This window comes from Burkholderia seminalis (genome assembly GCF_001718535.1).
GTDB lineage: Bacteria > Pseudomonadota > Gammaproteobacteria > Burkholderiales > Burkholderiaceae > Burkholderia > Burkholderia seminalis.
Window position 1 is genome coordinate 876208 of sequence record NZ_CP013398.1, and the last position, 26381, is coordinate 902588.

Consider the following 26381-nt stretch of genomic DNA (forward strand, 5'->3'; position numbering starts at 1 on the left):
GTTCCGGGAAAAAGGGCGATGCTCAGTTGCGCACCGACGCGCGGCCGAGCAGCAGGAACAGCAGTCCCGATGCGCCGAGCGATAGCGCGACGAGCAGCGCCGCGTACGGTGCCGCGGCCGCGAACGCGAGCGTCGCCGTATCGCTCCATACCTGCGTGGCGAGCGTGCGTGTGCCGATCGGCGACAGCAGCAGCGTCGCGTTGAGTTCGGTGATGACCGAGATGAACACCATCGTCGCGGCCGCACCGAGGCCGGGTGCCGCGAGCGGCAGCACCACGCGCGTGAGCGTTGCGCGCCAGCCGAGGCCGAGCGAGCGTGCGGTTTCCTCGAGCCGGACCTGCACGTGCGACAGCGCCGCGCGCACGCTCACGACCGCGAGCGGCAGGAACAGGATCGCGTACGCGGCGACGAGCGCCGGTGCGCTCTGGTAGAGCGGCTGCAGCAGCCGCACCGTGATCGACACGATCGCGAGCGCGACGACGATGCCCGGCACGCCCTGCACGGTCATCGCCGTGCGCTCGAGGAGCGTCGCGACGCGGCCCGGATAACGGACCAGCAGGAACGCGAGCGGCAGCGCGAGCAGCGTGGTAACGGCTGCCGCCATCAGGCCGTAGCTGGACGATGCGAGCGTGGCTTGCCACAGCAGTTCGGGCGACACGTCGGCCGGCGTGACGGCGGCGGCCCCTTGTTGCGTGAGCCAGTAGCCGATCATCGCGAGCGGCACGCCGAGCGTCGCGGCCGCGAGCGCGGCGAATGCGACGGTGACGGGGCCGCGCCACCGGCCGAGCGGATAACGCATCGCGACGCGGCGTGCGGCGCGGTGCGTATGACCGTAGCGCGCGTGGCCGCGAGCGCGCGCCTCGATCGCGAGGCACAGCAGGCACAGCGCGATCAGCACGCAGCCGAGCAGCGATGCGCCGCCGCCGTCGAACGCGGTGCGGTACTCGGCATAGATCTCGGTCGTGAACGTGCGAAAGCGCAGCAGCTGGAACGCGCCGAATTCGGACAGCACGCCGAGCGCGACGAGCAGCATCCCGCCGCACAGCGCGGGGCGCAATTGCGGCAGCACGACGCGAAAGAACGTCTGCCACGGCGGGCAGCCGAGCGTGCGCGCGCTTTCTTCGAGCGCGGGGTCGAGCTCGCGCAGCGCGGCGGCCACCGGCAGGTAGACGAGCGGGAAGTACGCGGACGTCAGCACGATCAGCGCGCCGGCGAAGTCCTGCAGGTCGAGGCTCAGCGACACCCACGCGTAGCTCGTGATGAACGGCGGCACCGCGAGCGGGGCCGCGGCGAGCGCGGTCCACAGCGGCCGCGCGGGCAGGTCGGTGCGCTCGATGAACCACGCGGCCGCGGTGCCGAGCAGCGCGCATGCGAGCGTCGCGGCGCATGCGATCGACAGCGTGTTGACGAGCAGTTCGCCGACGAGCGGGCGCCACAGCAGCGCGATCGCATCGTCGACGCCGAAGGTGGCCGCGCGGTACAGCGTGAAGGCGAGCGGCAGCAGGATCGCGAGCGGCCCGCACGCGGCCGCGGCGACGAGCGCGCGCGACGGGCGCCGACGCGTCGCGGGGCGCGCTGCGTCGCGCGCGATGCGCGCCGTGCGGGACACGGCGTCGCTCACGGTCAGAGCAGGCCGGCCTGGCGCAGCAGCTTGCCGGCCTGGCTGTCGTCGCCGAGCTGTTCGAACGTCAGTGCCGGCGGGCTCAGTTCGTTGAACGGCTTCAGGATCGGATCGGGGGCGACGCCCGGATGCAGCGGATACTCGAAGCTGATGTGGCCGTTCGCCATCAGTTTCTGCGCGCGCTCGCCGACAAGATACGCGACGAACTTCTGCGCATCGGCCTGGTGCTTCGATGCCTTCATCACGGCGGCGCCCGACACGTTCACGGCTGCGCCGACGTCATGGTTGCCGAAGTGGTGGATCGCACTTTTCGTCGACTTGTCGCCGAGCTCCGCGTGCAGGCGGTCCCAGTAGTAGTTGTTGATGATGCCGGTTTGCACGCCGCCGCGGTTGACGGCCGCCGTCACGCCTTCGTCGTCGTCGAAGATCTGCGCGTTGGCCTTCAGGCCCTTCAGCCATTGCAGCGTCGCGGCTTCGCCGTGCAGCGCGAGCACCGCGCTCACGAGCGGCAGGAAGTCCGCGTCGCTCGGCGCGACGCCGACCTTGCCCTTCCATTCCGGTTTCGCGAGATCGAGCAGCGACGCGGGCAGTTGCTGCGGCTGGAGTTTCGCGGTGTTGTAGACGAGCACGTTCTCGCGCGCGAGCACGCCGACCCAGTTGCCGTCGGCCGGGTTGAAGCGGGCGGGGACCGCCTGCAGCGTCGCGCCGTCGGTCTTCGCGAGCAGGCCCTTGCGGTCGAGCAGCACGAGTTCCGGCGAGTTCTCGGTGAAGTACACGTCGGCCGGCGTGCGGTCGCCTTCCGCGACGATCTGCGCGGCGAGCGCGGGGCCTTCGCCCGAGCGCACCTTCACGGTGATGCCGCTTTGTGCCTCGAAGTCCTTGACGAGCTGGTTGACGACCTGCTCGTGCTGCGCGTTGTACAGCGTGAGCGTCGCGGCGTGCGCGCGCGTGGCGTGCAGCGCGCCGGTCAGCATCAGCGCGGCGGCGGCCGCGGCGATCAGGTGCCGCAGCGGGCGGCTAACGGGAAAAGTGTTCATGTCGTCGTCGTGAGTTGCATCCGGGCGGGCCGGGGAAATGGGGCGTGGCGTCGCGATGCCGTTACGCTTCGAACAGCGCGGCGCCGATGTACGAACCGGGTTGCGCGCCCGGCGGACACGCGAAGATCGCGCTGCCGACGTGCGTGGTGAACTGGTTCATGATGTCCAGCTTCGCGAGCTTCTCGTTGATCGGGATGAAGCCGCGGCGCGGGTCGCGCTGGTGCGCGACGAACATCAGTCCCGCGTCGTACTCGGTCTGCTGGCGCCACGGCGGCCAGCGCTCGATGTAGAAGTTCGTGCTGTCGTTGTACGAATACGCGCGGCGCAGGATCTGCGCGCCGTTGTTCACCTGAGGCGATGCGAGACGCGCATGCGCGTTGTCGGGGATCACCGGATTGCCGTCCTTGTCGACCGCGTCGAGGTCGAGCGCCTCGAACTCGTGCTGGCCGCCGATCGGTGCGCCGCTGTATTTCTTGCGGCCGAACACCTGTTCCTGGAAGCCGAGCTCAGTGTTGTCCCAGTGTTCGAGCGTGATGCGGATGCGGCGCACGACCGTGTAGGTGCCGCCGTTCATCCACGCCGGGCCTTCGTTGCCGGCCCACACGAATTCGTTCATCGCGGCCGGATCGTCGCGCGACGGGTTCATCGTGCCGTCCTTGAAGCCCATCAGGTTGCGCGGCGTCTCGCCCGGCTTGCCGGACGTGAAGCCGGCCTGGCCCCAGCGCATCTGCACGGCCTTGCCGCCGAGGCGCACGAGCTGGCGCACCGCGTGAAACGCCACCTGCGCGTCGTTCGCGCACGCCTGGATGAACAGGTCGCCGCCGGTCTTCTCCGGAATCAGCTGGTCGCCGTTGAAGCGCGGCAGGTCGACGAGCGCGGCCGGGCGCTGCTTCGCGAGGTCGTAGCGGTCCTTGCCCGCGACCGCGAACAGGCCGGGCCCGAAGCCGAACGTGATCGTCAGCCGCGACGCGCCGATGCCGAGCGCGTCGCCCGAGTCGGCCGGCGCGACGTCGTCGCCGCCGGTCGCCGGCAGCGGCTGCGCGGGGTCGCCGCGCGTGAGGCGTGCGGCCGCGTCGGTCCAGATCTTCAGCAGCGCGATCACGTCCGCGCGTTGGGTCGTGGTGAGGTCGAGCGCCGCGAAATATGCGTTGCGCTGCTGCGGCGTCGTGATGCCGCCCTGGTGCTTGCCGTAGAACGGCTCGATGTCGTCGTCGTGCGCGTGCGCGCCCGGTGCGACCGCGGACGCCGCGTCGGCCGCGCGTGCGGCCGGCATCGTGCCCGCCGCGAGGCCCGCGGCCACTGCGGCGCCGCCGGCCTTCAGGAAGCCGCGGCGCGCGGGGCGCGACGGCGGGTTCAGATCGTCTGCCATGGTCGGCTCCGTTACTTCGCGAGCATCAGCGTGTTGACGTCGTCCTGGACGTAATAGAAGCCGTCGCCGTCGGGCGTCATCGCGATCCCGAACAGGTCGCCGTTGCCGGGCGGCGACTGCGCCTTGTCGGTATCGATCCAGCGCGCATAGAGCTGCTTGCCGGCGACCGGATCGATCTCGACGACCTGGCCGTTCAGCGCGTTGGTCGCGAGCAGATGGCCGTTCGGCGCGGTCGCGAGTGCGAGCGGGCGGCGCAGAAAGCCGTTGGCCGTCACCTGGCGGCCGACGCCCGCGCTCGTGTCGCGCGTGAGCGGATCGTCGATCTCGACGACGCGGTTGCCGATCGCGTCGGAGACGTACAGCTTCTTCTGGTCGCCCGACAGCGCGAGGCCGGTCGGGCCGACCAGGAACACGCCCTTGTCGGCCTGCGCGCCGAGGCCGCTCGCGACGACCGTTTCCTGCTTGATGACGGGCGGCTTGCCGGCCGGCACGTCGACGTCGAGGCGCAGTACCGTCGCCTGCTTGTAGACGGGCGGGTTGCCGTCCGCGCCGCCGACGCCGAAGCCGGCCATGCTGACGAACAGCGTCGCGCTGTCGCCGCGGTCGACCACGGCCATGTTGCCCCACGGGTCGTTGATGTTCGCGCTCGACCACGTCGAGGCGATCCGGCCGTGCGGATCGAGCACGATCAGGCAGCCGGCGCCCTTCGTCGACGTCGTGCCGTCGTTGCTCGGCGTGCTGCCGACGATCACCCAGCCCGACTTCAGCATCGTCATCGCGGTCGACAGGCCGACGCCGCCCGGGCACGCCTTCAGGTCGCGTGGAATCGTCGCGAACAGGCTCATCTGCTTCGTCGACGGCCGATAGTCGACGATCGTGCTGCCGGTGCCCTGCAGGTTCGCCGCGTTGTTGAAGTTGTCGACGAGCACGTCGCCTGCCTGGATCGTGCCGGCCGACACCGGCGCAACCGCGATCGCGTACGGGTTCTGGTCGCCGTTGTCGGGCACCGTGTTGACGAGCAGCGTATGGCGATGCAGCGTCTCGAGGAAGCCTTGCGGCTCGGCGAACGCGCCGGCGGCGGCCGTCAGCGCGACGGCGGCCAGCGCGCCCGTCACGAGGCGGCGAAGCGGGGCGGATTGAATCATCGGGATCTCCTGGGAGGCGCGCCGCGTCGGCGGCGCGCGAAAACGGGTGGCGTGGGCGGACGGCGGGCGCGCGGCGGTCAGAACGTGATCGTCGTGCGTGCGCCGAGCACGAACGTGTTGCGCAGCGGCTGGGTCGCGTCGCTCGGGTTCTGGCCCGCGCCGGCGTTGAACGTGTACTGCGCATCGGCCGCGATCACCCACCACGGGTTGACCTGATACTGGTAGGTCGCCTCGACGGTCGTCTCGCGGGTGCGCACGCCGTACGGGCCGGCTGCAAAGTTGCGCGCGGCCTGATCGAGGTCGGTCACGTGGCTGCCGACCTGGATGTACGTGACGGCGAGGCCGACGCTGTCGTTGTCGCGACCGTCGAACGGCGCCTTCAGCACGATGCCCGCGTTCGCCGCGAAGCTCACGAGGTTGCGGTCGCCCGGCGCGCCCATCACGCGCGCGAACACGCCGAGGCTTTTCGCGCCGGTGGGGTCGGGACGCCAGATCATCTGGTCGGCCACCGCGTAGAAGCTGTAGTCGCCGTGGTGCTGCCGCGCGTTGCCGTTCGATGCGGGATCGGCGAGCGACAGACCGTCGGTGCCGGCGTTCTGGTCCGCGAAGCGGCCGTTGTGATACCACAGGCCGATCTTGTAGGTACCCGGCAGTCCGTTCGAATGGCCGGTGTCCATTTCGCCGTCGGACGGCTGGTTCAGCGCGTACTGCAGCTCGCCGATATAGAGCGTGCCGTTGTGCAGGTTGAAGTTCGTGCCGCTCAGGTTGCCCGGGTTGTTGCCGAGCGGATCGCCGTCGAACACGCCCGCGAGCGCGGTGAGTTTCGGCGTGAGCTGTGCGCGCACGCGTACGCCGAGGCCCGCGAGCGGATACGCGGGGCCGCCGTTCGGCAGATCGTACGACGGCAGCGCGGGCCAGCCGAACATCGTATTGACGAACGTGTTCGCATACGTGCTGACCATGAACTCCTGGTCCAGGCTCTGCTGGCCGATCTTCACGTCGACGCGCTTGTCGAGGAACGATTGCTGGTACCAGAGCTCCCACAGGCGCGTCGTGTCCTGCGCCTCGATGCCGCTCGCGGTGTTGAGCGTGCCGAGATTGCGCGCGCTCAGGTTGCTGCCGTGGATCTGCAGCGCGCTGACGTTGAAGGTGCCGCCGGGCAGGCCGATCGCCTTTTGCGTATCGACCGTCAGCGTCGCGGTCGTCAGCCCGTCATACGTGCCGCCGCGGTTCAGGCCGCCGCGCAGGTTCGCGAGGTATTCGCTGGTTTCGGTGATCTGCAGCGTCGCGCCGTACTTGCCGAGCCACGGGCGGATGCCGCCCATGTCGCCGAGCAGGCTCTGGCGCGTCCAGATGCCGGTCCACATGCCGGCCGGCTTCGCCTGGATCGCGAGGTCGGCCTCGGGCGCTTCGGGCTGCGCGTCGACCGACGCGGCGGCGAACGCAGCGCCGCTCGCGAACGATGCGCACGCGAGGACGGCCGCACAGGCGGCGGGGCGCATCCGGGTGCGGACGCGGTCTCCATGGAACGACGCAACCTTCATATCAAATTCCTGGTTCTAATTGGTTTGGAGTCCTGCTTGTCGGTCGCTGTCCCGACGCTCGGCACCGATCGGCCAGGGCATGAAGAAGAGCGCAACGCGGCGCATCGTAGGAGTGTCGAATGGGAATGTCAATGTAAACGAGAATGATTCGCATCTAAATTACTGAATGTAATGGGAGGGCTTACGGATGGGGGCTGACGGGTGTTTTCCGAAAGAAAAAACGTAAATATCGGCGTAATGAAAATGAATGCTTCGATGCGGAGCGATGGATCGCCGGCAGGGGAGGCGGGACGGGGCACCGGGCGCGTTGTGGCGGACGGAATCGGCGCCTGCGCGGGTTTTTCGATGCGATGTCGCCGGTCGCAGGAACTCCGTGCTTACCCGATGTCCAAACGGGGCTGGATGCGATTCGCGGGCCGCGCGGGCTCGCCCGCCAAGCCGGATAGCGTGGGTCAGGGTTTTGTTTTAAAAGGATTTTTCGTGATTTTCGGGTGTTTTCCCCGCTTCCGTGCCGCGTTGGAAATTCGTCCGGTTTCCCTTCTTGAATTTGTCAAAACCCGTCCATATAATTAGCACTCGCTGCACGAGAGTGCTAACAATTCTCTGCCGGGCGACAAGCCGGGCAGATTCCCTAAGCGTTCTTCAATCTCAGTCAAGAGAGGAGTGAATATGAACCTTCGTCCTTTGCACGATCGCGTGATCGTCAAGCGCCTGGATCAGGAAACCAAGACCGCCTCGGGCATCGTCATCCCCGACGCCGCTGCTGAAAAGCCGGACCAGGGCGAAGTCCTGGCCATCGGCCCGGGCAAGCGCGACGACAAGGGCGCACCGATCGCGCTCGACGTGAAGGTCGGCGATCGCGTCCTGTTCGGCAAGTACGCAGGCCAGACCGTGAAGGTCGACGGCCAGGAACTGCTGGTCATGCGCGAAGAAGACATCATGGCCGTGGTCAACGCGAAGTAAGCGTCCTCCGACGGTACATATTCCCAAGAATTCAAGGAGTTAGAAGATGGCAGCTAAAGACGTCGTATTCGGCGATTCCGCCCGTTCGAAGATGGTCGAAGGCGTGAACATTCTCGCCAACGCAGTCAAGGTCACGCTGGGTCCGAAGGGCCGCAACGTGGTGCTCGAGCGCAGCTTCGGCGGCCCGACGGTCACCAAGGACGGTGTGTCGGTCGCGAAGGAAATCGAGCTGAAGGACAAGCTCCAGAACATGGGCGCGCAAATGGTCAAGGAAGTCGCTTCCAAGACCAGCGACAACGCAGGCGACGGCACGACGACGGCAACCGTCCTCGCGCAATCGATCGTTCGCGAAGGCATGAAGTACGTCGCATCGGGCATGAACCCGATGGACCTGAAGCGCGGTATCGACAAGGCAGTCGCAGCGGCTGTCGACGAGCTGAAGAAGATCAGCAAGCCGTGCACGACGAACAAGGAAATCGCACAGGTCGGCTCGATCTCGGCGAACAGCGACACGTCGATCGGCGATCGCATCGCTGAAGCGATGGACAAGGTCGGCAAGGAAGGCGTCATCACCGTCGAAGACGGCAAGTCGCTGGCTGACGAACTCGACGTCGTCGAAGGCATGCAATTCGACCGCGGCTACCTGTCGCCGTACTTCATCAACAACCCGGAAAAGCAAGTCGCCGTCCTCGACAACCCGTTCGTGCTGCTGCACGACAAGAAGGTGTCGAACATCCGTGATCTGCTGCCGGTGCTCGAGCAAGTCGCGAAGGCTGGCCGTCCGCTGCTGATCATCGCCGAAGACATCGAAGGTGAAGCGCTCGCAACGCTGGTCGTGAACAACATCCGCGGCATCCTGAAGACCGTTGCGGTCAAGGCGCCTGGCTTCGGCGATCGTCGCAAGGCGATGCTGGAAGACATCGCGATCCTGACGGGCGGCCAGGTGATCGCCGAAGAAACCGGCCTGACGCTCGAGAAGGCAACGCTGGCAGAACTGGGCCAGGCGAAGCGCATCGAAGTGGGCAAGGAAAACACGACGATCATCGACGGCGCAGGCGAAGCCGTGAACATCGAAGCACGCGTGAAGCAAGTGCGCGCGCAAATCGAAGAAGCGACGTCGGACTACGACCGTGAAAAGCTGCAAGAGCGCGTGGCCAAGCTGGCCGGCGGTGTTGCAGTGATCAAGGTCGGTGCTGCGACCGAAGTCGAAATGAAGGAAAAGAAGGCACGTGTCGAAGACGCACTGCACGCAACGCGCGCAGCTGTGGAAGAAGGCATCGTGGCAGGTGGCGGCGTTGCGCTGATCCGCGCTCGCACCGCGATCGCAGGCCTGACCGGCGCGAACGCCGACCAGAACGCCGGCATCAAGATCGTGCTGCGCGCGATGGAAGAGCCGCTGCGCCAGATCGTCACGAACGGCGGCGAAGAAGCCAGCGTCGTGGTGGCGGCCGTTGCTGCAGGTACGGGCAACTACGGCTACAACGCAGCAACGGGCGAGTACGTCGACATGGTTGAAGCCGGCGTCGTCGACCCGACCAAGGTCACGCGCACCGCACTGCAGAACGCAGCGTCGGTTGCTGGCCTGCTGCTGACGACGGACGCAGCTGTCGCAGAACTGCCGAAGGAAGACGCACCGATGCCGGGCGGCATGCCGGGCGGCATGGGCGGCATGGGCATGGACATGTAATCGACCTCGGTCGATGGTGTCCGGAACGCGCAGCGATGCGCGTTCCAGCCAAAAGAAAAGACCCGCAGCGATGCGGGTCTTTTTTTATTGGTGCGAGGATCTTGATGTGCGTGCGGGGCGGCCGGAAGTGTTGTGCCCGCAGCGGCGCGGCAGGTGCGACGGCGGGGCATGCCCGCCGTGCCCGCGTCAATGCCGGTGCGACGTCCGCGATACCGGATCGGCCTTCACGGCCGGCGGCGTATCCGATTCTTCATTGCTGCGCGCCCAGAAGAACCGGTCGGGCAGGTAGGCGCCCATGCCGGGCCGGAACGCGTCGCGCACGGCCTGGTACAGGTACTCCTGCGCCTCGCGCACCGCTTCGGGTGGTTCCTGGCCGTTCGCGAGCAGCGCCGCGATGGCCGCGCCTAGTGTATCGGTGATGCCCATCAGCCGGTGCGGCGAGCGATCCCACATGTCCTCGCGAAGCTGGCCTTCCTCGCCGTACAGCGTGTTGACGAGCCGGTGCGAGCCCGTCTCCGACGACAGGATGTACTCGCAGCCCTGCGACAGCAGGTGCGACACGGCGGCGTCGAGATTCGGCGCCTCGGCGTCGCCGTCCGGCTGCGCGAGCGCGATCAGCGTGGCGTGATCGGCGACCAGCAGCGTGGTTTGCGGCGCCAGCAGGTCGGCGATCGACTCGCGCAGGTCGTCGGCCGCGAGCACGTGCTCGTCGTCGAGCGTGAAATCCGGCGCGAGCACGAGCGGCACGCCGTCGTAGTCGGCGACGACCTCGGCGATCGCACTGACGACTTCCGCGCGCGTTGCCGCGCCGATCTTGAACGCGGCGACCGGCATGTCCTCGAGCAGCATGCGCGCCTGGGCGGCGACGACTTCGGGGTCGAGGCCGGTCACTTCGTCGCAGGCGGCGGAGTCGCGCACGGTGTAGCCCGTCAGGACGGACACGCCGTGACAGCCCATGCTCGCCAGGGTCATCAGATCGGCTTGGAGGCCGGAGCCGCCGGTGGGATCGGACAGGCCGAAGGTGAGGACGATCGGAGGGGCGTTGCTGGACATGTAAAAATGGGGCAAGAGAAAAACGGAAAGCGACGGAGATGCGGACCGCGAGGCGAGTGGCCGTTTTCGGCCCTGTGTTGCCCGGCAGGCCGCACTTTTCAGCCATTATGCGGTGGAATCCGGCCCGCACGACGGATTTTTTAGCGCAGCGCAACGTAGTCGCCGTCCTCCAGCGCGATTGCTAGGCAGTCCGGCCCCGACACGGTACCATCATGGCTCCCGAATTTACCGACTTTTCCCGACGCGGCTAAGATGGAATACAAGAGCTGGATGTGCCTGATTTGTGGCTGGATTTACGACGAAGAAGCCGGGCTGCCGGAAGAGGGCATTGCCCCGGGCACGCGCTGGGAAGACGTCCCGATCAACTGGACGTGCCCCGAATGCGGCGCTCGCAAGGAAGACTTCGAGATGGTCCAGATCTGATCGGACCGCTGGCCCACGGACACTCCGCTCCGGCCTCGCATCGGCCCGGCGCTCGCGCGCCGCGGTTCGGGCGAGCGACTTGACGATGACAGGCGCGCGTGTCCATGACGTCCGATCCGGCGAACGTTCCCCACCCTGACGCACTGCCCAACCCGCGCGGCGGGGCCGTGCGCGCGGCCGACGCATGGCTTGCGGCGGCCGCCGACGCATTCGGGCGGCACGACGATGCGGCTGCGCCGCTGTCCGCCGCCGCGGCGGTGCTGGCGGAAGCCGGCTGGCTGCCGGCCGCGCGGTTCGCCGGGCAACTGGCGGCCGCCGCGCCGCTGGTCGCCGCCGAGCCGACGTCGGCCGGCTGGCGTGGCGCGCTGCGCGACTTCCGCGCGGCCGTCGGGCGTCACAACCTGCGCGAGCTCGCGTGCTCGCCCGTTCTCCTCGACCATTTCCGTGCACTGCGCGCGCAAAGCGCCGCCGACCTGCGTGCCAGCGCGCCGCCCGACGCGCTCGCGCTGGTCGGCCGCGCGGTGCCGCCGGCCACGTTGCGCGCGCTGCCCGACGCGTTAGCGGCCCGGATCCGCGCCCGCTACGAGCAGGCGCTGCTCGGGCTGCTGCGCGTAGAGCGCGGCGCGCCCGACGCGGCGCTGGACGAACTCGATGCGATGCAGGTCGCGCTCGCCGACGACGGGCCGTACGATTTCTGGCGGCTCGCGAACGCGTGCCTGCGCGCGCTGCGCGCGCTGCGCGCAAGCGGCGCGCCCGAGCTGAAACGCTTTCTCGCGCGGACCAACCTGCTGCTCGCCGAACAGGTGCGGGGCCGGCGCAGCGCGCCGCCCGAGCTCGTGCGCGAGACGGTGGCGCTGCTGTGGCGCGATTTCGCGCTGTTCGGCGCCGCGGCCGAGGACGTCGCGCTCGTCGAGGTGCTGCACGACTACGGGCTGACGGTCGACTGGCACGTCGCCGGCACGCCGGCGTCCGAGGCGTTGTGGGAAGCCGATGCCGCGCGGGCCGAGCACGATGCGGTCGCCGTCGCGCCGACCCGCGCGCTCGGCGTCGTGACCGTCAACGCGCATGCGTACGAGGATTTCCTGCAGACGGCCGATGCGTCGATGGCCGACCTCGCCGCCGATCCGGCCCGAGCCGACGCAGGCGCCGCCTGGCACGCGTCCGGCGCCGCCTACCGGGTCGGGACGGCCGCGTGCGCGCTCGGGCTCGGCCACGCGGCACTGCTGGCCGATACGCTCGGCCTCGCATGGCGCCGTGCCGCCCACGGCATGCCGCTCGCGGACGGCGGCCTCGACGCGCACGGCCACGCGTCCGACATGCTGCGCGCGGCGCTGCTGAAGATCGCGGCCGGCGTCGCGCCGCCGGACCTCACCGCGGCATCCGGCGCGCTCGGCACGGCGCTCGGCCGGACCTGACGAACGAGGGGACGGGCAGATGGCGGCGCCCCTTGTCGCGCGGGCCTGCAACACGCTGCCGACAGCACCCGCGCGCGTGTTAGAGTGCCGTGTGATCCGCGCGCGTCGTTGCCAGCGTGGCGCGGCGTTGCTTGTTGATCGCGGCCCGGTCAGGTCGCGGCGTCTTTGCTAAAATTCAAACCATGTCAAAGCCTTCCGATCGCATCAATCTCACCAACCAGTTCCTGATCGCCATGCCCAACATGGCCGATCCGACGTTCTCGGGAACGGTGGTCTATCTTTGCGATCACAGCGAGCGCGGTGCGCTCGGCCTCGTCATCAATCGTCCTACCGACATCGATCTCGAATCGCTGTTCAACCGTATCGACCTGAAGCTCGACATCGAGCCGCTGCTGCACATTCCCGTGTACTTCGGCGGCCCGGTCCAGACCGAGCGCGGCTTCGTGCTGCACGAGCCGGTCGAGGGCGCGAACTACAACTCGTCGATGTCCGTCGACGGCGGGCTGGAGATGACGACGTCGAAGGACGTGCTCGAGGCGGTCGCGACGGGCACCGGCCCGAAACGCTTCCTGCTGACGCTCGGCCATGCCGGCTGGGGCGCGGGGCAGCTCGAGGAAGAAATTTCCCGCAACGGGTGGCTGACCGTGGCCGCCGATCCGCGCATCGTGTTCGACACGCCGGCCGAAGAGCGCTTCGAAGCCGCCCTCGGCCTGCTCGGCGTCAGCTCGTCGATGTTGTCCGGCGAAGCAGGGCACGCATGAGCGGCGCGAGCGCGCGCGATGCGACGCTCCTGGCGTTCGACTACGGCGAAAAACGGATCGGCGTCGCGGTCGGCAACGCGCTGACGCGCTCGGCCCGTGCACTCGTCGTGATCCAGAACCTGAATCGCGAACACCGTTTCAAGGCGGTCGGCGACCTGCTGGCCGAATGGCGGCCGGACGCGCTCGTCGTCGGCCTGCCGATGCATCCGGACGGCACGCCGCACGACATGACGCAGCAGGCGAAGCGCTTCGGCAACCAGCTGAACGGCCGCTTCGGGCTGCCCGTCACGTGGGTCGACGAGCGTTATTCGTCGGTCGAGGCCGAGGCCGGGCTGCGCGAGCGCAACGTGCGCGGCCGCGCCCGCGCGGAGATGCTCGATGCCGAGGCCGCCCGCGTCATTCTTCAACAGTATCTCGATCAATTGTCCGATCATGAGCACCATTGATGCCGAGGCGCTTTACCGCGTCCTGCTCGACCAGATCCGCGCCGCGTACGGCACGGCGTTCGCCGAACCGGGCGGCCCGCGGCTCGCCGGCATTCACAGCGGCGGCGCATGGCTGGCCGAGCGTCTCGCACGCGATCTCGGCGCGCCGGCCTTCGGCGTCGTGAACGTCGCGCTGCATCGCGACGACTACGCGAAGAAGGGGCTCCACAGCCAGGCCAGCCCGACATCGCTGCCGTTCGAGATCGACGGCGCGCGCATCGTGCTCGTCGACGACGTGCTGTACACCGGGCGCACCGTGCGCGCGGCGCTCAACGAGCTGTTCGACTACGGCCGTCCGGCCGCGGTCGAGCTCGCGGTGCTGGCCGATCGCGGCGGCCGCGAGTTGCCGGTCGTCGCACGCTTCGCGGGCGGCACGCTCGACGTGCCGGCCGGCGCGACGCTCGTGCTCGCGCGTGACGACGCGCGGTTCACGCTGCGCGTCGATCCGCACGGCGCCTGAACGACACGCGAACCGTATCCCGGGCCGCTGGTTTGCACCGCGGCCCGTTTGCATAGTTGGAATCACGCACACCATGACCACCGACACCACTGGCCGCACCGGCAATCCCGCCGCGGCCGCGAGCCCCGACCGGTTCCGCTACGGGTTCCTGAAGGGCAACCCGCAGCTCACGAAAAACGGCGAGCTGAAGCACCTGCTGTCGATCGAGGGCCTGCCGCGCTCGATCGTCAACCATATCCTCGATACGGCCGAGCAGTTCGTCAGCGTGACGGACCGGGAAGTGAAGAAGGTGCCGCTCCTGCGCGGCAAGTCCGTCTTCAACCTGTTCTTCGAGAACTCGACGCGCACGCGCACGACCTTCGAGATCGCCGCGACGCGCCTGTCGGCCGACGTGCTGAACCTGAACATCAACGCGTCGTCGACGAGCAAGGGCGAATCGCTGCTCGACACGATCAACAACCTGTCGGCGATGCATGCCGACCTGTTCGTCGTGCGCCATGCGTCGAGCGGCGCACCGTACCTGATCGCCGAGCACTGCGCGCCGCACGTGCACGTGATCAACGCCGGCGACGGCCGCCACGCGCACCCGACGCAGGGCCTGCTCGACATGTACACGATCCGTCACTACAAGCGCGACTTCACGAAGCTGCGCGTGGCGATCGTCGGCGACATCCTGCATTCGCGCGTCGCGCGCTCCGACATCCATGCGCTCACCACGCTCGGCGTGCCGGAAGTGCGCGCGATCGGGCCGCGCACGCTGCTGCCGGGCGGGCTCGAGCAGATGGGCGTGAAGGTGTTCCACAACCTCGACGAAGGGCTGAAGGGCGTCGACGTGATCATCATGCTGCGCCTGCAGAACGAACGGATGAGCGGCGCGCTGCTGCCGTCCGCGCAGGAGTACTTCAAGACGTGGGGCCTGACGCCCGAGCGCCTCGCGCTCGCCGCGCCCGACGCGATCGTGATGCACCCGGGCCCGATGAACCGCGGCGTCGAGATCGATTCGCAGGTCGCCGACGGCCCGCAGTCGGTGATCCTCAACCAGGTCACGTTCGGCATCGCCGTGCGGATGGCGGTGATGGGCATCGTTGCCGGCAACAGCGACTGAGCCCGCTTTCGCGCCTCCTTATTCACGCAATCAACGCATTCACTGACAGCGCATGAAGATTCATATCAAAGGCGGCACGCTGATCGATCCGGTCGCCGGCACCGAGCGGCAGGCCGACGTATTCGTCGCGGCCGGCAAGATCGTCGCGATCGCCGAGGACGGCAAGGCGCCAGCCGATTTCAACGCCGCGAAGACCATCGACGCGTCGGGCCTGATCGTCGCGCCCGGCCTCGTCGACCTGTGCGCGCGGCTGCGCGAGCCCGGCTACGAACACAAGGCGACGCTCGCGTCCGAGATGGCCGCGGCCGTCGCGGGCGGCGTCACGACGCTCGTGTGCCCGCCGGATACCGACCCCGTGCTCGACGAGCCGGGCCTCGTCGAGATGCTCAAGTTCCGCGCGCGCAACCTGCACCAGGCGAACGTGCACCCGCTGGGCGCGCTGACCGTCGGCCTCAAGGGTGAAGTGATCACCGAGATGGTCGCGCTGACCGAGTCCGGCTGCGTCGGCTTCACGCATGCGAACGTGCCGGTGCGCGACACGCAGGTGCTGCTGCGCGCGCTGCAGTACGCGAGCACCTACGGCTACACGACGTGGCTGCGTCCGCTCGACGCGTTCATCGGCCGCGGCGGCGTGGCCGCGAGCGGCGCACTCGCGTCGCGGCTCGGCTTGTCCGGCGTGCCGGTCGCGGCCGAGACGATCGCGCTGCACACGATCTTCGAGCTGATGCGCGTGACGGGCGCGCGCGTGCACCTCGCGCGGCTGTCGTCCGCGGCCGGCCTCGCGCTCGTGCGCGCGGCGAAGGCGGAAGGGCTGCCCGTGACCTGCGACGTCGGCGTGAACCATCTGCACCTGATCGACGTCGACATCGGCTACTTCGACTCGCAGTTCCGGCTCGATCCGCCGCTGCGCGGCGAGCGCGACCGCGAGGCGATCCGTGTGGCGCTCGCCGACGGCACGATCGATGCGATCTGCTCCGACCACACGCCGGTCGACGACGACGAGAAGCTGCTGCCGTTCGGCGAAGCGACGCCCGGCGCGACGGGCCTCGAGCTGCTGCTGTCGCTGACGCTGAAGTGGGCGGACGAGACGCGTACGCCGCTTGCGCAGGCGCTGCGCCGCATCACGTCCGCGCCGGCCGACGTGCTGCAGCTGCCGGCAGGTCGCCTTGCCGAAGGCGGCGCGGCCGATCTGTGCGTGTTCGATCCGCGCGCGCACTGGCGCGTCGAACCGCGCGCGCTGAAGAGCCAGGGCCACAACTCGCCGTTCCTCGGCTACGAACTGCCGGCCACCGTGCGCGCGACGCTCGTGTCCGGGCAGGTCGCATTCGAGCGCCACTGAACCACGCCGGATCCTCGCCATGACCGCCTTTCGCAAGCTGCGTCTCGTTTTTCACCTGTTGCGCGGCATGGCGATCGTCGCGCTGCGTTTTTCGCATGTCACGCCCGCGCGTCGCGCCGAGCTGATACGTCGCTGGTCGGTCAAGATGCTGCGGATCTGCGGGATGCGCGTCGTCGTCCACAACGACGCGGCGCGCCTCGACGCGGGTGCGCTCGTCGTCGGCAACCATGTGTCGTGGCTCGACATCTACACCGTCAACGCGTGGCGGCCGACGCCGTTCGTGTCGAAGGCCGAGGTGCGGCAGTGGCCGGTGGTCGGTTGGTTGGCCGAGAAGCTCGACACCGTGTTTCTGCAGCGCGAGAAGCGCACCGAGGCAATGCGGGTGATGCACGAGATGGCGGAACGGTTGCGCAACGGCGGTGTGATGTGCGTGTTTCCGGAAGGGACGACGTCCGACGGCCAGGCGCTGCTGCCGTTCCATGCGAACCTGTTCCAGGCCGCGGTATCGGCCGGCTGCGCGGTGCAGCCGATCTGTCTGATGTACGAGGATGCGCAAGGGCGTCAGTCGGTCGCGCCGGCCTACACGGGCGACCTGTCGCTCGGCAAGTCGCTCGACATGGTGCTGCGTGGCGGGCCGCTCGTCGCGCATCTGTACGTGTGCGATCCGATCGCGCCGGGCGGCGACCGGCGGGCGACGTCCGCGGCGGCGCGCGATGCGATCGCGGCCGCGCTGGCGACGTTGCAGGAGACGGTCGGCAAGCCGTCGGCCGAGGCGCTCGCGGAGTTGCAGAAGCATGCGTATCCGGCGACCGAGCTCGGTGGCGGGGCGGCAGCCGATGCGGCGGCCGATGAGCCGGTGCCGGGGCGCGAGGGTTGACGCGCACCCCGTTTGCGCGAATCGGCGTGTCGTTACTCGCCGCCCGGTGAGCGGCACGCTTCGCACTGCACCTGCGTGACCGTACGCTGCGCGGGGTCGGCCGTCAGCCTGACGGCCGACAACTGGTTCCCCCATACGCATCCCGAATCGAGCGCGACGACGTTGTCGCGCAGCGTCAGGCCAAGCGCGGCCCAGTGCCCGAACACGACCGTCACGTCCTCCGTGCGGCGCCCTGGTACGTCGAACCACGGCAGGTAGCCGGGCGGCGCGCTGTCCGGGCCGCCGTTCGCCTTGAATTCCATGGCGCCGTCGGGCGTGCAGAAGCGTACGCGCGTGAACGCGTTGAAGGCGACGCGCATCCGGTCCCGCTTCTTCAGGTTCGGACTCCATTGATTCGGCTCGTTGCCGTACAGGCCTTGCAGCGTGTCGCGCCAGTCGGGCGCGCGCAGCGCACGCTGCAGTTCGTCCGCGAGTTCGAGCGCGAGCGTGGTGTCCCATTGCGGCAGTACGCCCGCATGCACGAGCAGCATTCCGTCCTCCGCATGGACGAACGGGCGGTGGCGGACCCAGTCGAGCAGCGCATCGGCATCCGGCGCGTCGAGGATCTCGCCGATCGTGTCGCCCGGGCGCTCGGTGCGCAGCCCGGCGGAGACCGCGAGCAGGTGGAGGTCGTGATTGCCGAGCACGACGGTCGCGCGTGGGCCGAGGTCCACGACCGCACGTAGTGCGGCAAGCGATCCGGGTCCGCGGTTGACGACGTCGCCGGCGATCCACAGCGGCGTGTCGGCTGGCGGCGAAAGCTTGTCGAGCAGCGACCGGAAAGCGGAATGACAGCCTTGGATGTCGCCGATGGCGATGGGGGGGAGGGTCATGGGGCGGCGGATTTTGCGTGTATCGATAACGCGGGAAAAATCATCCAATCAATGCAGCGTGGCGCAATTTACATTCTGCGACGGCGGGTTGATTTGGCAAGAAATTTCATGCTCGGAAAGGGTTCGAAGCGCTGTATCAAGTTGTTAGCGGCATGGCTTTTGCAGGGGGCGGCTCCCTATAATTATCATTTTCCCCAACAAAATTAGCATTTCATGACTTTGGAGGCCATGTCGACCGGTTAAAATTCCCGGTCTGACGTAGCAATCACAAGTTACTAGCATTTGCGAATCTGATGTGGCCGGCGCCTGATGACGCCTGCCACACATTATTTGAGGGAGCCTCATGATCCTGGTTACGGGCGGCGCGGGTTTTATCGGTGCCAATTTTGTACTCGACTGGCTGCGCGCATCCGACGAAGCCGTGCTCAACGTTGACAAGCTGACGTACGCAGGGAACCTGCGCACGCTGCAGTCGCTGGACGGGAACCCGAAGCACGTGTTTGCGCGCGTCGACATCTGCGACCGTGACGCACTCGATGCGCTCCTCGCCGAGCACAAGCCCCGTGCGGTACTGCACTTCGCCGCGGAAAGCCACGTCGATCGCTCGATCCACGGCCCCGCGGACTTCGTGCAGACCAACGTCGTCGGCACGTTCACGCTGCTCGAGGCGACCCGCCAGTACTGGAACGGACTGAACGACGCCGACAAGGCTGCGTTCCGCTTCCTGCACGTGTCGACCGACGAGGTGTTCGGTTCGCTGTCGGCCACCGACCCGCAATTCTCCGAAACGACGCCGTACGCGCCGAACAGCCCGTATTCGGCGACGAAGGCGGGTTCCGACCATCTGGTGCGTGCATATCATCATACGTACGGCCTGCCGGTGCTGACGACGAACTGTTCGAACAACTACGGCCCGTATCAGTTCCCCGAGAAGCTGATTCCGCTGATGATCGCGAACGCGCTCGCGGGCAAGCCGCTGCCGGTATATGGCGACGGCCAGAACGTGCGCGATTGGCTGTACGTCGGCGATCACTGCAGCGCGATCCGCGAAGTGCTCGCACGCGGCGTGCCTGGCGAGACGTACAACGTTGGCGGCTGGAACGAGAAGAAGAACCTCGAAGTCGTGCATACGCTGTGCGACCTGCTCGACAAGGCTCGTCCGAAGGCAGCGGGTTCGTACCGCGACCAGATCACCTATGTGACGGACCGGCCCGGTCACGATCGCCGCTACGCGATCGATGCGCGCAAGCTCGAACGCGAGCTCGGCTGGAAGCCTGCGGAAACGTTCGAGACCGGCCTGGCGAAGACGGTCGACTGGTATCTCGACAATCAGGTCTGGGTCGACGAGGTCGCATCGGGCGAGTACCGCAAGTGGGTCGAAACGAACTACGCGAAACGCAACTGAGGAGAGAAGCGATGGCACGTAAAGGCATCATTCTCGCCGGCGGTTCCGGCACGCGGCTGTATCCGATCACGCACGTCGTCTCCAAGCAGCTGCTGCCGGTGTACGACAAGCCGATGATCTACTACCCGCTGTCGACGTTGATGATCGCGGGCATTCGCGACGTATTGATCATCTCCACGCCGCAGGACACGCCGCGCTTTGAAGCGATGCTCGGCGACGGCAGCCAGTGGGGGATGAACATCCAGTACGCGGTGCAGCCGTCGCCCGACGGTCTCGCGCAGGCGTTCATCATCGGCAAGGCGTTCGTCGGCAACGATCCGTCCGCGCTGATTCTCGGCGACAACATCTTCTACGGGCACGATCTGGCGAAGCAGCTGGAGCGCGCGCATGCACAGGAAACTGGCGCGACCGTGTTTGCGTATCACGTGCATGACCCGGAGCGTTACGGCGTCGTCGAATTCGACAAGTCGTTCCGTGCGCTGTCGATCGAGGAAAAGCCGGCGAAGCCGCGTTCGAACTACGCAGTGACGGGCCTGTATTTCTACGACAACCGCGTATGCGACATCGCGGCCGACATCAAGCCATCGCCGCGCGGCGAGTTGGAAATTACCGACGTCAACTCGCGCTATCTCGACAGCGGTGCGCTGAACGTCGAGATCATGGGGCGCGGTTATGCGTGGCTCGATACCGGCACGCACGATTCGCTGATCGAGGCGGCCAGCTTCATCGCGACGTTGCAGAAGCGGCAGGGTCTCGTCGTCGCATGTCCGGAAGAAATCGCCTATCGCCGCGACTGGATCGATGCGGAGCAAGTGCTGAAGCTGGCGCAGCCGCTGGCTAAGAACGCATACGGTCAGTACCTCAAGAACATTCTCACGGATCAAGTCGCATGGCCATCCAAGTAACGGCGACGGCGCTGCCCGAAGTCAAGATCATCGAGCCGAAGGTGTTCGGCGACGCGCGCGGGTTCTTCTACGAAAGCTTCAACGGGAAGGAATTCGCCGAGCAGGTCGCACCTGGCGTCGAATTCGTGCAGGACAACCACTCGCGCTCGTCGAAGGGCGTGCTGCGCGGGCTGCACTATCAGATCCAGCACGCGCAGGGCAAGCTCGTTCGCGTGGTCGAGGGCGAAGTGTTCGACGTGGCCGTCGACATTCGCAAGGATTCGCCGAACTTCGGCAAGTGGGTAGGGGTTGTCCTGTCGAACGACAACCATCGGCAGCTGTGGGTGCCGCCCGGTTTCGCACACGGCTTCGTCGTGCTGTCGGAGGCCGCGCAGTTCCTCTACAAGACGACCGACTACTGGTTTCCGGAACACGAGCGCAGCATCGTGTGGAACGACCCGGAGATCGGGATCGAGTGGCCGATCGATTTCGAGCCGCTGCTGGCGGCGAAGGACGCAGCCGGCAAGCGTTTGAGCGAAGCCGAAGTTTATGCGTGAGGTGGGTGTGACTCCAGAGCCGACGATCCTCGTGACGGGTGTGAATGGCCAGGTCGGGTTCGAACTGCTGCGCTCGCTGCAAGGCCTCGGCCGTGTGGTGGCGTGCGACCGCTCGATGCTCGACCTGTCCGATCTCGATCGGGTACGCAGTGTCGTACGCGGGCTGAAGCCGTCGATCATCGTGAATCCGGCCGCGTATACGGCGGTCGACAAGGCCGAGACGGACGTTGACGCCGCGCGCCGGCTGAATGCCGAAGTTCCGCGCGCTTTTGCGGAGGAGGCGGCGCGTCTCGGCGCAGCGCTGGTTCATTATTCGACCGACTACGTGTTCGACGGGACCAAAGACGGTGCCTACGTCGAAACGGATGCGACCAATCCGCAGAACGTGTACGGGCTGACCAAGCTTGAGGGCGAGCAGGCCATCGCGGCGACGGGTTGCGCGCACTTGATTCTGCGGACGAGCTGGGTGTACGGCCGTCGCGGCAAGAACTTCCTGCTGACGATGCTGAAGCTCGGCAGCGAGCGTCCGGAACTGCGCGTCGTCGCGGATCAGGTTGGCGCGCCGACGTGGTCGAAGACGATCGCCACCGCGACCTCGCACATCGTCACGCAGGCGTTGGCGGCCGATGACGCGGACTGGTGGGCGCAGCGTTCCGGCGTTTATCACTTCACGTCGGCAGGCGCGACGTCGTGGCACGGGTTTGCCGAGGCAATCTTCGCCCACGCGATGGGCGAGCGTGCGCCGAAGGTGTTGCCGATTCCGGCGAGCGACTACCCGGTTCCCGCCAAGCGTCCGTCCAATTCGCGACTGTCGCACGACAAGCTGACCGAAGCATTCGGGCTGCGGTTGCCGGACTGGGCCGATGCATTGAAGCTGTGCCTGAGTGAGTAACTTGAATCAGAATTCCGCGGTTCAGGAGCGGGCCGGTGTCGTCATCGTGTTCTATCGACCAGATAGCGGTTGCGTGGCTCGCGCGAATCGGCTCGCCCAAGTATGGCCCTGCGTGGTGGTGGACAACACGGAGAGCATCAGTGCGCCGGGCGCGCTCGGGCTCGACGCGCGTATCGACTATGTCGCGAACGGCGCCAATCTTGGGATCGCGACTGCGCTCAACCAGGGCATCGAACGCCTGGCTGCGGCGAACTGTACGTCGGTATTGCTGTTCGATCAGGATAGCGAGCCATCGGACGAACTGCTGATCGAACTGCCTCGGACAATGGCGACCGAGCGCATGCGCAATCGTCGCGTGGCACTCGTTGGCCCCGCGTACGAGGACGCACGGCTGGGCGGTGTCGCGCCGTTCGTTCGATTCGGGTACGTGAAGCTGCGCCGGGTTCAGCCGGAGGGTGTGCAGCCGGTCGAAGTCGACTTTCTGATCACGTCGGGGTCGTGCGTGAATCTCGATGTGTGGCGCGACATCGGTCCGATGGACGACTCGTTGTTCATCGACTTCGTCGATCTCGAATGGTGTGTCCGCGCTCGCTCGATGGGATATTCGGTGCTCGGCGCGCCAGCGTTGCGGCTGACGCACGAATTGGGCGGCGAACCGGTCAAGGTGTTCGGGCGAAGCTATCCCGGACACGGCCCGGTTCGGCATTACTATCTGTTCCGCAACGCGATCGCGCTGATCCGGCGCGCTTATGTTCCGTGGAGCTGGAAGTCGACGGAACTCGTCAAGATGCCGGTCCGGCTCGCGATCTATGCGCTGTTCATGCAGCCTCGCTTCGCGCACCTGCGGCTGTCGTTGCTCGGGATCTGGCACGGACTGACCGGTCGTACCGGGGCGCTTTGACGCGCCGGCACCCCATTTTTCAATCTCATTCAACTAGAAAGCTTGCATGCTGACTCTTTCACTTGCTGACCTCAAACAGAGCATTGCCTCGTGGCGGTTGTGGACGCTGCTGGGCTGGCTCGAAATCCGGCAGCGCTATGCCCGCTCGAGAGTCGGACCGTTCTGGCTCACGATCAGCATGGGCGTGATGATTACGTCGCTTGGCGTGGTCTACGGTACGTTGTTCGGACAAAAGATGAACGAGTACCTGCCGTTTCTCGCATCGAGTATCGTGCTGTGGGGGCTTTTCTCGCAGACGATCCAGGAAGGGAGCATCGCGTATATCAGCAGCGGCGCCTACATTCGCCAGGTGCCCACGCCGAAGCTGATCTACATTCTGCAAGTCGTATGGCGGAACCTGATCGTGCTGGCGCACAACTTCGTGATCGTCATCGGTCTTCTGATGATCTTTGGCGTCAAGAGCTGGGAGACGCTGCCGATGTTCATTCCTGGGCTGCTTCTGTATGTGCTGAATGCGATGTGGATCGCCATGCTGACAAGTCTGTTGTCGGCACGTTTTCGCGACCTTCCGCAAATCATTGGTGCGCTGCTTCAGGTCGCATTCTATGTGACGCCCATCATCTTTCGTCCCGACGCGCTGAATCGCTTTTCGTTCATCGTCGAATGGAATCCGCTTGCGTACTTGATCGATGTCGTTCGCGGTCCGCTGATCGGACAAATGCCGAGCGCGCTGACGTGGGGAGTGACCATCGGCATGGCGATCGTTGGATGGCCGATCGCACTGCTCATGACCGGTCGTTATCTGAAACGTCTTCCGTACTGGGTCTGAAGGGAGCGACATGGCACACATTGAACTGAAGAACGTGACGCTGGATCTGCCGATCTATGACGTCCAGGGCCGCTCGCTGAAGAAGCAGGTGCTTCGCATGGGGCGACGTAACCGGATTGCGGAGGGTAATGACGGCGTCATCGTCGTCCGTGCACTCGACGATCTGAGTTTCCGCTTCGATCGCGGCGATCGCGTGGGGCTCATCGGCCACAACGGCGCGGGAAAGTCGACGCTGCTGCGCGCGATGGCCGGCATTTATCCTCCGACGGCCGGCTCGCTGTCGCGAGTAGGCAAGGCCGTGCCGCTGCTCGACATCAGTCTCGGTATGGACGAGAACTCGACCGGCATGCAGAACATCCGGTTGCGCGGCCTGCTGCTCGGCATGACCGACGCGGAGATTCGCAGAAAGCAGAGCGATATTGCCGAATTCAGCGAATTGGGCGACTACCTCGATCTACCTATCCGTACCTATTCGAGCGGCATGAAGATGCGGCTCGCCTTTGCCGTTTCGACGGCGGTCGATGCCGAGATCCTGCTGCTCGACGAAGTCATGGGCGTGGGCGATGCGTCGTTCATGCACAAGGCCGAGGCCCGTCTCGAGGAACTGCACGACCGTGCCGAGATCGTTGTGCTCGCGATGCACTCGAACAAGGAAATCCGCAAGGTGTGCAACAAGGCGCTCTGGATGGAGCGCGGGCGAGTGCGTGCTTTCGGAGAGGTCGACGACGTCGTATCGCAATATGCTGCGTCGGTGGGGGAGTGATGGTTGTGAAGTCGAACGCCAGTATGGCTGGGTGCTGAACCGATGAAGTTGCGCAAAGCACGTTCGTTCGTGAACCGGGTGGCAGGTGACGGTGGATTGCGACTGGTCGTGCGCAAGGCTTACGGCATCTTCCGCCGGGAAGGGGTCGCCGGCGTCAAGAGCCGGATTGCATGGTTGCGCGCGGGCGCTCCGGGTGTCATCGACCCGGTTCTCTACGCAGAATGGGTGCGCCGTTACGATCAGGTTGACGATGCAACCCGGGTGGCCATTCGCGAGCGAATCGCTGGCTTCTCGAATCCGCCGCTGATTTCGGTAGTGATGCCCGTCTACAATCCCGATCCCGCGTGGCTTGCGGAGGCAATTGAGTCCATCCGCGGACAACTTTATCCGCATTGGGAACTCTGCATTGCCGACGACGTGTCGACGAATCCGGCCATCCGCCCGCTGCTCGAACGTTATGCTTCCCAGGACCCGCGGATCAAGGTCGCGTTCCGGCAGAAGAACGGCCATATTTCGGCCGCATCGAATTCTGCGCTCGAACTCGTGGCGGGCACGTGGGTCGCGCTGTTCGATCACGACGACCTGTTGCCGGAGCACGCGCTCTATTGCGTCGCGGATGCGATAGAGCGCGATCCGTCGATTCGGATGATCTATTCTGATGAAGACAAGATCGATGGCTCGGGCAAGCGTCGTGAACCGTACTTCAAGTGTGACTGGAATCCCGATCTGTTCCTTTCGCAGAATATGTTCAGTCATCTAGGGGTATTTCAAAAAGCCCTGCTCGACGAGGTTGGCGGTTTCCGCGAAGGGTATGAAGGGTCCCAGGACTATGATCTGGCCCTGCGTTGTGTCGACCGGGCAGGCGCTGCGGCAATTCATCATATTCCGAGGGTGCTGTATCACTGGCGCGTCCACGCGGAAAGCACCTCGTCAGGAACGGACGCAAAGCCCTACGCGGTGGTGGCCGGCGAGCGGGCACTCAACGACCACTTCGAGCGAACGGGCGTTCGCGGTGTGGCGGAGTACGCAGGAAACGGCTACCGTGCGCGTTATGCGATGCCGGATCCGGTGCCGCTCGTCAGCCTGATCATTCCGACGCGCAACGGGCTGAACCTGATTCGGCAGTGCGTCGCGAGCATCGTTGGCAAGACGACGTACGGAAGCTACGAAATCGTCATCGTTGACAACGGTTCGGACGATCCTGAGACGCTGAACTACCTCGCGTCGCTTGAGAATGACACGCGTTTCCGGGTGTTGCGCGACGATCGGCCGTTCAATTTCGCGGCATTGTGCAATGCGGCCGTCGAGGTTGCGAGCGGTGAGGTCATCGGACTGGTCAACAACGATATCGAGGTGATTTCTCCCGATTGGTTGACGGAAATGGTCAGCATTGCATTGCAACCCGGCGTCGGCGCGGTGGGCGCGAAACTGCTCTATCCGAACGACACTGTCCAGCATGCCGGCGTGGTGCTCGGGCTTGGCGGCGTGGCGGGACATGTGCACAAGCACGTTCCTCGCGGATCGTTCGGGTACTTCGGTCGCGCCAGCCTGATCGGCGCCTTCTCCGCAGTGACCGCTGCATGCATGATCGTGCGCAAGGCGGCCTATCGTGAAGTGGCGGGAATGAACGAACAGGATCTGGGCGTTGCGTTCAACGATATCGATTTTTGTCTCCGCTTGAAAAAGGCCGGCTATCGCAACGTTTGGACTCCGTATGCGGAGCTGTATCACCATGAGTCGGCGACGCGTGGTTACGAGGACGATCCCGTCAAACAGGCCCGATTCGACCGCGAGACCGAGTACATGCAAAAGCACTGGGGAGAACTGCTGCGGAATGATTCCTCATACAGTCCAAATCTGACGCTGAACGAAGAGGATATCGGTCTGGCCTGGCCGTCACGGGCGGGCGCGCTCGTCTGAGCGCATGCCCGGTGATACAGGCCGGATGTCGCTGGAATCAATGAGTCGTACTGATCTGGCGGGCGAAAAAATTG

At 66.2% G+C, this 26381-nt stretch carries 26 protein-coding genes; 19 read left to right on the plus strand and 7 right to left on the minus strand.

The features are described 5' to 3' along the window. Nucleotides 1-22: 22 nt before the first annotated feature. From WJ12_RS03895 to WJ12_RS03915, 5 genes are all read right to left on the minus strand, one after another. Entirely contained in the window at nucleotides 23-1621 is a 1599-nt protein-coding gene (locus WJ12_RS03895) for an ABC transporter permease (RefSeq protein WP_156444759.1), read from the minus strand. A 2-nt stretch (nucleotides 1622-1623) separates the two neighbouring features. Then, the gene (locus WJ12_RS03900; RefSeq protein ID WP_059557244.1) at nucleotides 1624-2658 is read right to left on the minus strand and encodes an iron ABC transporter substrate-binding protein; all 1035 of its coding nucleotides are present in this window, start codon (nucleotides 2656-2658) and stop codon (nucleotides 1624-1626) included. 61 nt (nucleotides 2659-2719) lie between these two features. After that, nucleotides 2720-4027 carry an iron uptake transporter deferrochelatase/peroxidase subunit gene (gene efeB, locus WJ12_RS03905; protein WP_059557242.1) on the minus strand — a complete coding sequence of 436 codons (1308 nt, stop codon included), beginning with the start codon at nucleotides 4025-4027 and terminating at the stop codon, nucleotides 2720-2722. An 11-nt stretch (nucleotides 4028-4038) separates the two neighbouring features. Then, a complete protein-coding gene (locus WJ12_RS03910) occupies nucleotides 4039-5172 on the minus strand; it encodes an NHL repeat-containing protein (protein ID WP_059557240.1) in 1134 nt (377 codons plus the stop codon). Nucleotides 5173-5249: 77 nt separating this feature from the next. Further along, nucleotides 5250-6716 carry a carbohydrate porin gene (locus WJ12_RS03915; protein ID WP_034187259.1) on the minus strand — a complete coding sequence of 489 codons (1467 nt, stop codon included), beginning with the start codon at nucleotides 6714-6716 and terminating at the stop codon, nucleotides 5250-5252. Between the two features lie 669 nt (nucleotides 6717-7385). Here WJ12_RS03915 and groES point away from each other — a divergent pair. Together groES and groL are read left to right on the plus strand one after the other, a co-directional pair. Beyond that, complete coding sequence (gene groES, locus WJ12_RS03920) at nucleotides 7386-7679, plus strand: co-chaperone GroES (RefSeq protein WP_004186661.1); 294 nt, start codon at nucleotides 7386-7388, stop codon at nucleotides 7677-7679. A gap of 46 nt (nucleotides 7680-7725) precedes the next feature. Then, the gene (groL, locus tag WJ12_RS03925; RefSeq protein ID WP_021163332.1) at nucleotides 7726-9366 is read left to right on the plus strand and encodes a chaperonin GroEL; all 1641 of its coding nucleotides are present in this window, start codon (nucleotides 7726-7728) and stop codon (nucleotides 9364-9366) included. A 186-nt stretch (nucleotides 9367-9552) separates the two neighbouring features. Here the strand turns inward: groL and WJ12_RS03930 are convergent, their stop codons facing one another. Then, the gene (locus tag WJ12_RS03930) at nucleotides 9553-10419 is read right to left on the minus strand and encodes a hydroxymethylpyrimidine/phosphomethylpyrimidine kinase (protein WP_034187260.1); all 867 of its coding nucleotides are present in this window, start codon (nucleotides 10417-10419) and stop codon (nucleotides 9553-9555) included. A gap of 252 nt (nucleotides 10420-10671) precedes the next feature. Here WJ12_RS03930 and WJ12_RS03935 point away from each other — a divergent pair, with 252 nt between their 5' ends. The 8 genes from WJ12_RS03935 (at nucleotide 10672) to WJ12_RS03970 (ending at nucleotide 17284) form a co-directional block, all read left to right on the plus strand. Beyond that, nucleotides 10672-10842 carry a rubredoxin gene (locus WJ12_RS03935; protein WP_004186709.1) on the plus strand — a complete coding sequence of 57 codons (171 nt, stop codon included), beginning with the start codon at nucleotides 10672-10674 and terminating at the stop codon, nucleotides 10840-10842. Between the two features lie 104 nt (nucleotides 10843-10946). Beyond that, nucleotides 10947-12257, plus strand: a complete 1311-nt coding sequence (locus WJ12_RS03940; RefSeq protein ID WP_059557238.1) for a FimL-related protein — start codon at nucleotides 10947-10949, stop codon at nucleotides 12255-12257. A gap of 182 nt (nucleotides 12258-12439) precedes the next feature. Continuing rightward, nucleotides 12440-13018: a YqgE/AlgH family protein gene (locus WJ12_RS03945; protein WP_034187262.1), complete on the plus strand. Its 579-nt coding sequence runs from the start codon at nucleotides 12440-12442 to the stop codon at nucleotides 13016-13018. Then, nucleotides 13015-13464 (plus strand): Holliday junction resolvase RuvX, encoded by a 450-nt coding sequence (gene ruvX, locus WJ12_RS03950; protein ID WP_011351144.1) that lies wholly within the window; start codon nucleotides 13015-13017, stop codon nucleotides 13462-13464. Before WJ12_RS03945 ends, ruvX begins: the two co-directional genes overlap by 4 nt. Further along, on the plus strand, nucleotides 13451-13963 hold the full coding sequence (pyrR, locus tag WJ12_RS03955) for a bifunctional pyr operon transcriptional regulator/uracil phosphoribosyltransferase PyrR (protein WP_059557236.1): 513 nt from the start codon (nucleotides 13451-13453) through the stop codon (nucleotides 13961-13963). The genes ruvX and pyrR overlap by 14 nt, the downstream gene beginning before the upstream one ends. A gap of 73 nt (nucleotides 13964-14036) precedes the next feature. Then, nucleotides 14037-15068 (plus strand): aspartate carbamoyltransferase catalytic subunit, encoded by a 1032-nt coding sequence (locus WJ12_RS03960; protein WP_006476735.1) that lies wholly within the window; start codon nucleotides 14037-14039, stop codon nucleotides 15066-15068. A gap of 52 nt (nucleotides 15069-15120) precedes the next feature. Continuing rightward, nucleotides 15121-16407, plus strand: a complete 1287-nt coding sequence (locus WJ12_RS03965; RefSeq protein WP_034187264.1) for a dihydroorotase — start codon at nucleotides 15121-15123, stop codon at nucleotides 16405-16407. A 19-nt stretch (nucleotides 16408-16426) separates the two neighbouring features. Then, on the plus strand, nucleotides 16427-17284 hold the full coding sequence (locus tag WJ12_RS03970) for a lysophospholipid acyltransferase family protein (RefSeq protein ID WP_059557234.1): 858 nt from the start codon (nucleotides 16427-16429) through the stop codon (nucleotides 17282-17284). A gap of 32 nt (nucleotides 17285-17316) precedes the next feature. On the opposite strand, the gene WJ12_RS03975 is transcribed toward WJ12_RS03970, so the two are convergent. Then, nucleotides 17317-18156: a symmetrical bis(5'-nucleosyl)-tetraphosphatase gene (locus WJ12_RS03975; RefSeq protein ID WP_059557232.1), complete on the minus strand. Its 840-nt coding sequence runs from the start codon at nucleotides 18154-18156 to the stop codon at nucleotides 17317-17319. Between WJ12_RS03975 and WJ12_RS36300 the strand changes: the two genes are divergently transcribed. The 9 genes from WJ12_RS36300 to WJ12_RS04015 all read left to right on the plus strand — a co-directional run bounded on the left by WJ12_RS36300 (nucleotide 18112) and on the right by WJ12_RS04015 (nucleotide 26307). Further along, a complete protein-coding gene (locus WJ12_RS36300; protein ID WP_167361857.1) occupies nucleotides 18112-18363 on the plus strand; it encodes a hypothetical protein in 252 nt (83 codons plus the stop codon). The two genes, WJ12_RS03975 and WJ12_RS36300, sit on opposite strands and share 45 nt — an antisense overlap. Nucleotides 18364-18499: 136 nt before the next feature. Further along, entirely contained in the window at nucleotides 18500-19561 is a 1062-nt protein-coding gene (rfbB, locus tag WJ12_RS03980) for a dTDP-glucose 4,6-dehydratase (RefSeq protein ID WP_059557230.1), read from the plus strand. Between the two features lie 11 nt (nucleotides 19562-19572). After that, nucleotides 19573-20466 carry a glucose-1-phosphate thymidylyltransferase RfbA gene (gene rfbA / locus WJ12_RS03985; protein ID WP_059557228.1) on the plus strand — a complete coding sequence of 298 codons (894 nt, stop codon included), beginning with the start codon at nucleotides 19573-19575 and terminating at the stop codon, nucleotides 20464-20466. Then, nucleotides 20451-21002, plus strand: coding sequence for a dTDP-4-dehydrorhamnose 3,5-epimerase (gene rfbC, locus WJ12_RS03990; RefSeq protein WP_011544743.1), 552 nt, complete (start codon nucleotides 20451-20453; stop codon nucleotides 21000-21002). The genes rfbA and rfbC overlap by 16 nt, the downstream gene beginning before the upstream one ends. After that, entirely contained in the window at nucleotides 20995-21894 is a 900-nt protein-coding gene (rfbD, locus tag WJ12_RS03995) for a dTDP-4-dehydrorhamnose reductase (RefSeq protein WP_059557227.1), read from the plus strand. The genes rfbC and rfbD overlap by 8 nt, the downstream gene beginning before the upstream one ends. A 1-nt stretch (nucleotide 21895) precedes the next feature. Next, entirely contained in the window at nucleotides 21896-22795 is a 900-nt protein-coding gene (locus tag WJ12_RS04000) for a glycosyltransferase family 2 protein (RefSeq protein ID WP_082744667.1), read from the plus strand. Between the two features lie 46 nt (nucleotides 22796-22841). Further along, entirely contained in the window at nucleotides 22842-23624 is a 783-nt protein-coding gene (locus WJ12_RS04005) for an ABC transporter permease (protein WP_034187271.1), read from the plus strand. 10 nt (nucleotides 23625-23634) lie between these two features. Continuing rightward, nucleotides 23635-24387, plus strand: coding sequence for an ABC transporter ATP-binding protein (locus WJ12_RS04010; protein ID WP_034187272.1), 753 nt, complete (start codon nucleotides 23635-23637; stop codon nucleotides 24385-24387). A 42-nt stretch (nucleotides 24388-24429) separates the two neighbouring features. Further along, nucleotides 24430-26307, plus strand: coding sequence for a glycosyltransferase family 2 protein (locus tag WJ12_RS04015; protein WP_059557223.1), 1878 nt, complete (start codon nucleotides 24430-24432; stop codon nucleotides 26305-26307). The last annotated feature ends 74 nt before the right edge of the window (nucleotides 26308-26381 follow it).

What these genes read in the sequence shown, in the direction of transcription:
- pyrR (WP_059557236.1), top strand. Translation starts at nt 13,451, where the DNA reads ATGAGCACCATTGATGCCGAGGCGCTTTACCGCGTCCTGCTCGACCAG.
- rfbD (WP_059557227.1), top strand. Translation starts at nt 20,995, where the DNA reads ATGCGTGAGGTGGGTGTGACTCCAGAGCCGACGATCCTCGTGACGGGT.
- WJ12_RS03900 (WP_059557244.1), bottom strand. Translation starts at nt 2,658, where the DNA reads ATGAACACTTTTCCCGTTAGCCGCCCGCTGCGGCACCTGATCGCCGCG.
- WJ12_RS04010 (WP_034187272.1), top strand. Translation starts at nt 23,635, where the DNA reads ATGGCACACATTGAACTGAAGAACGTGACGCTGGATCTGCCGATCTAT.
- WJ12_RS04005 (WP_034187271.1), top strand. Translation starts at nt 22,842, where the DNA reads ATGCTGACTCTTTCACTTGCTGACCTCAAACAGAGCATTGCCTCGTGG.
- WJ12_RS03930 (WP_034187260.1), bottom strand. Translation starts at nt 10,419, where the DNA reads ATGTCCAGCAACGCCCCTCCGATCGTCCTCACCTTCGGCCTGTCCGAT.
- groES (WP_004186661.1), top strand. Translation starts at nt 7,386, where the DNA reads ATGAACCTTCGTCCTTTGCACGATCGCGTGATCGTCAAGCGCCTGGAT.
- WJ12_RS03915 (WP_034187259.1), bottom strand. Translation starts at nt 6,716, where the DNA reads ATGAAGGTTGCGTCGTTCCATGGAGACCGCGTCCGCACCCGGATGCGC.
- WJ12_RS03935 (WP_004186709.1), top strand. Translation starts at nt 10,672, where the DNA reads ATGGAATACAAGAGCTGGATGTGCCTGATTTGTGGCTGGATTTACGAC.
- WJ12_RS03910 (WP_059557240.1), bottom strand. Translation starts at nt 5,172, where the DNA reads ATGATTCAATCCGCCCCGCTTCGCCGCCTCGTGACGGGCGCGCTGGCC.
- rfbC (WP_011544743.1), top strand. Translation starts at nt 20,451, where the DNA reads ATGGCCATCCAAGTAACGGCGACGGCGCTGCCCGAAGTCAAGATCATC.
- WJ12_RS03945 (WP_034187262.1), top strand. Translation starts at nt 12,440, where the DNA reads ATGTCAAAGCCTTCCGATCGCATCAATCTCACCAACCAGTTCCTGATC.
- WJ12_RS36300 (WP_167361857.1), top strand. Translation starts at nt 18,112, where the DNA reads ATGACAGCCTTGGATGTCGCCGATGGCGATGGGGGGGAGGGTCATGGG.
- efeB (WP_059557242.1), bottom strand. Translation starts at nt 4,027, where the DNA reads ATGGCAGACGATCTGAACCCGCCGTCGCGCCCCGCGCGCCGCGGCTTC.
- WJ12_RS03940 (WP_059557238.1), top strand. Translation starts at nt 10,947, where the DNA reads ATGACGTCCGATCCGGCGAACGTTCCCCACCCTGACGCACTGCCCAAC.
- ruvX (WP_011351144.1), top strand. Translation starts at nt 13,015, where the DNA reads ATGAGCGGCGCGAGCGCGCGCGATGCGACGCTCCTGGCGTTCGACTAC.
- rfbA (WP_059557228.1), top strand. Translation starts at nt 19,573, where the DNA reads ATGGCACGTAAAGGCATCATTCTCGCCGGCGGTTCCGGCACGCGGCTG.
- WJ12_RS03965 (WP_034187264.1), top strand. Translation starts at nt 15,121, where the DNA reads ATGAAGATTCATATCAAAGGCGGCACGCTGATCGATCCGGTCGCCGGC.
- WJ12_RS03970 (WP_059557234.1), top strand. Translation starts at nt 16,427, where the DNA reads ATGACCGCCTTTCGCAAGCTGCGTCTCGTTTTTCACCTGTTGCGCGGC.
- rfbB (WP_059557230.1), top strand. Translation starts at nt 18,500, where the DNA reads ATGATCCTGGTTACGGGCGGCGCGGGTTTTATCGGTGCCAATTTTGTA.
- groL (WP_021163332.1), top strand. Translation starts at nt 7,726, where the DNA reads ATGGCAGCTAAAGACGTCGTATTCGGCGATTCCGCCCGTTCGAAGATG.
- WJ12_RS04015 (WP_059557223.1), top strand. Translation starts at nt 24,430, where the DNA reads ATGAAGTTGCGCAAAGCACGTTCGTTCGTGAACCGGGTGGCAGGTGAC.
- WJ12_RS03960 (WP_006476735.1), top strand. Translation starts at nt 14,037, where the DNA reads ATGACCACCGACACCACTGGCCGCACCGGCAATCCCGCCGCGGCCGCG.
- WJ12_RS03975 (WP_059557232.1), bottom strand. Translation starts at nt 18,156, where the DNA reads ATGACCCTCCCCCCCATCGCCATCGGCGACATCCAAGGCTGTCATTCC.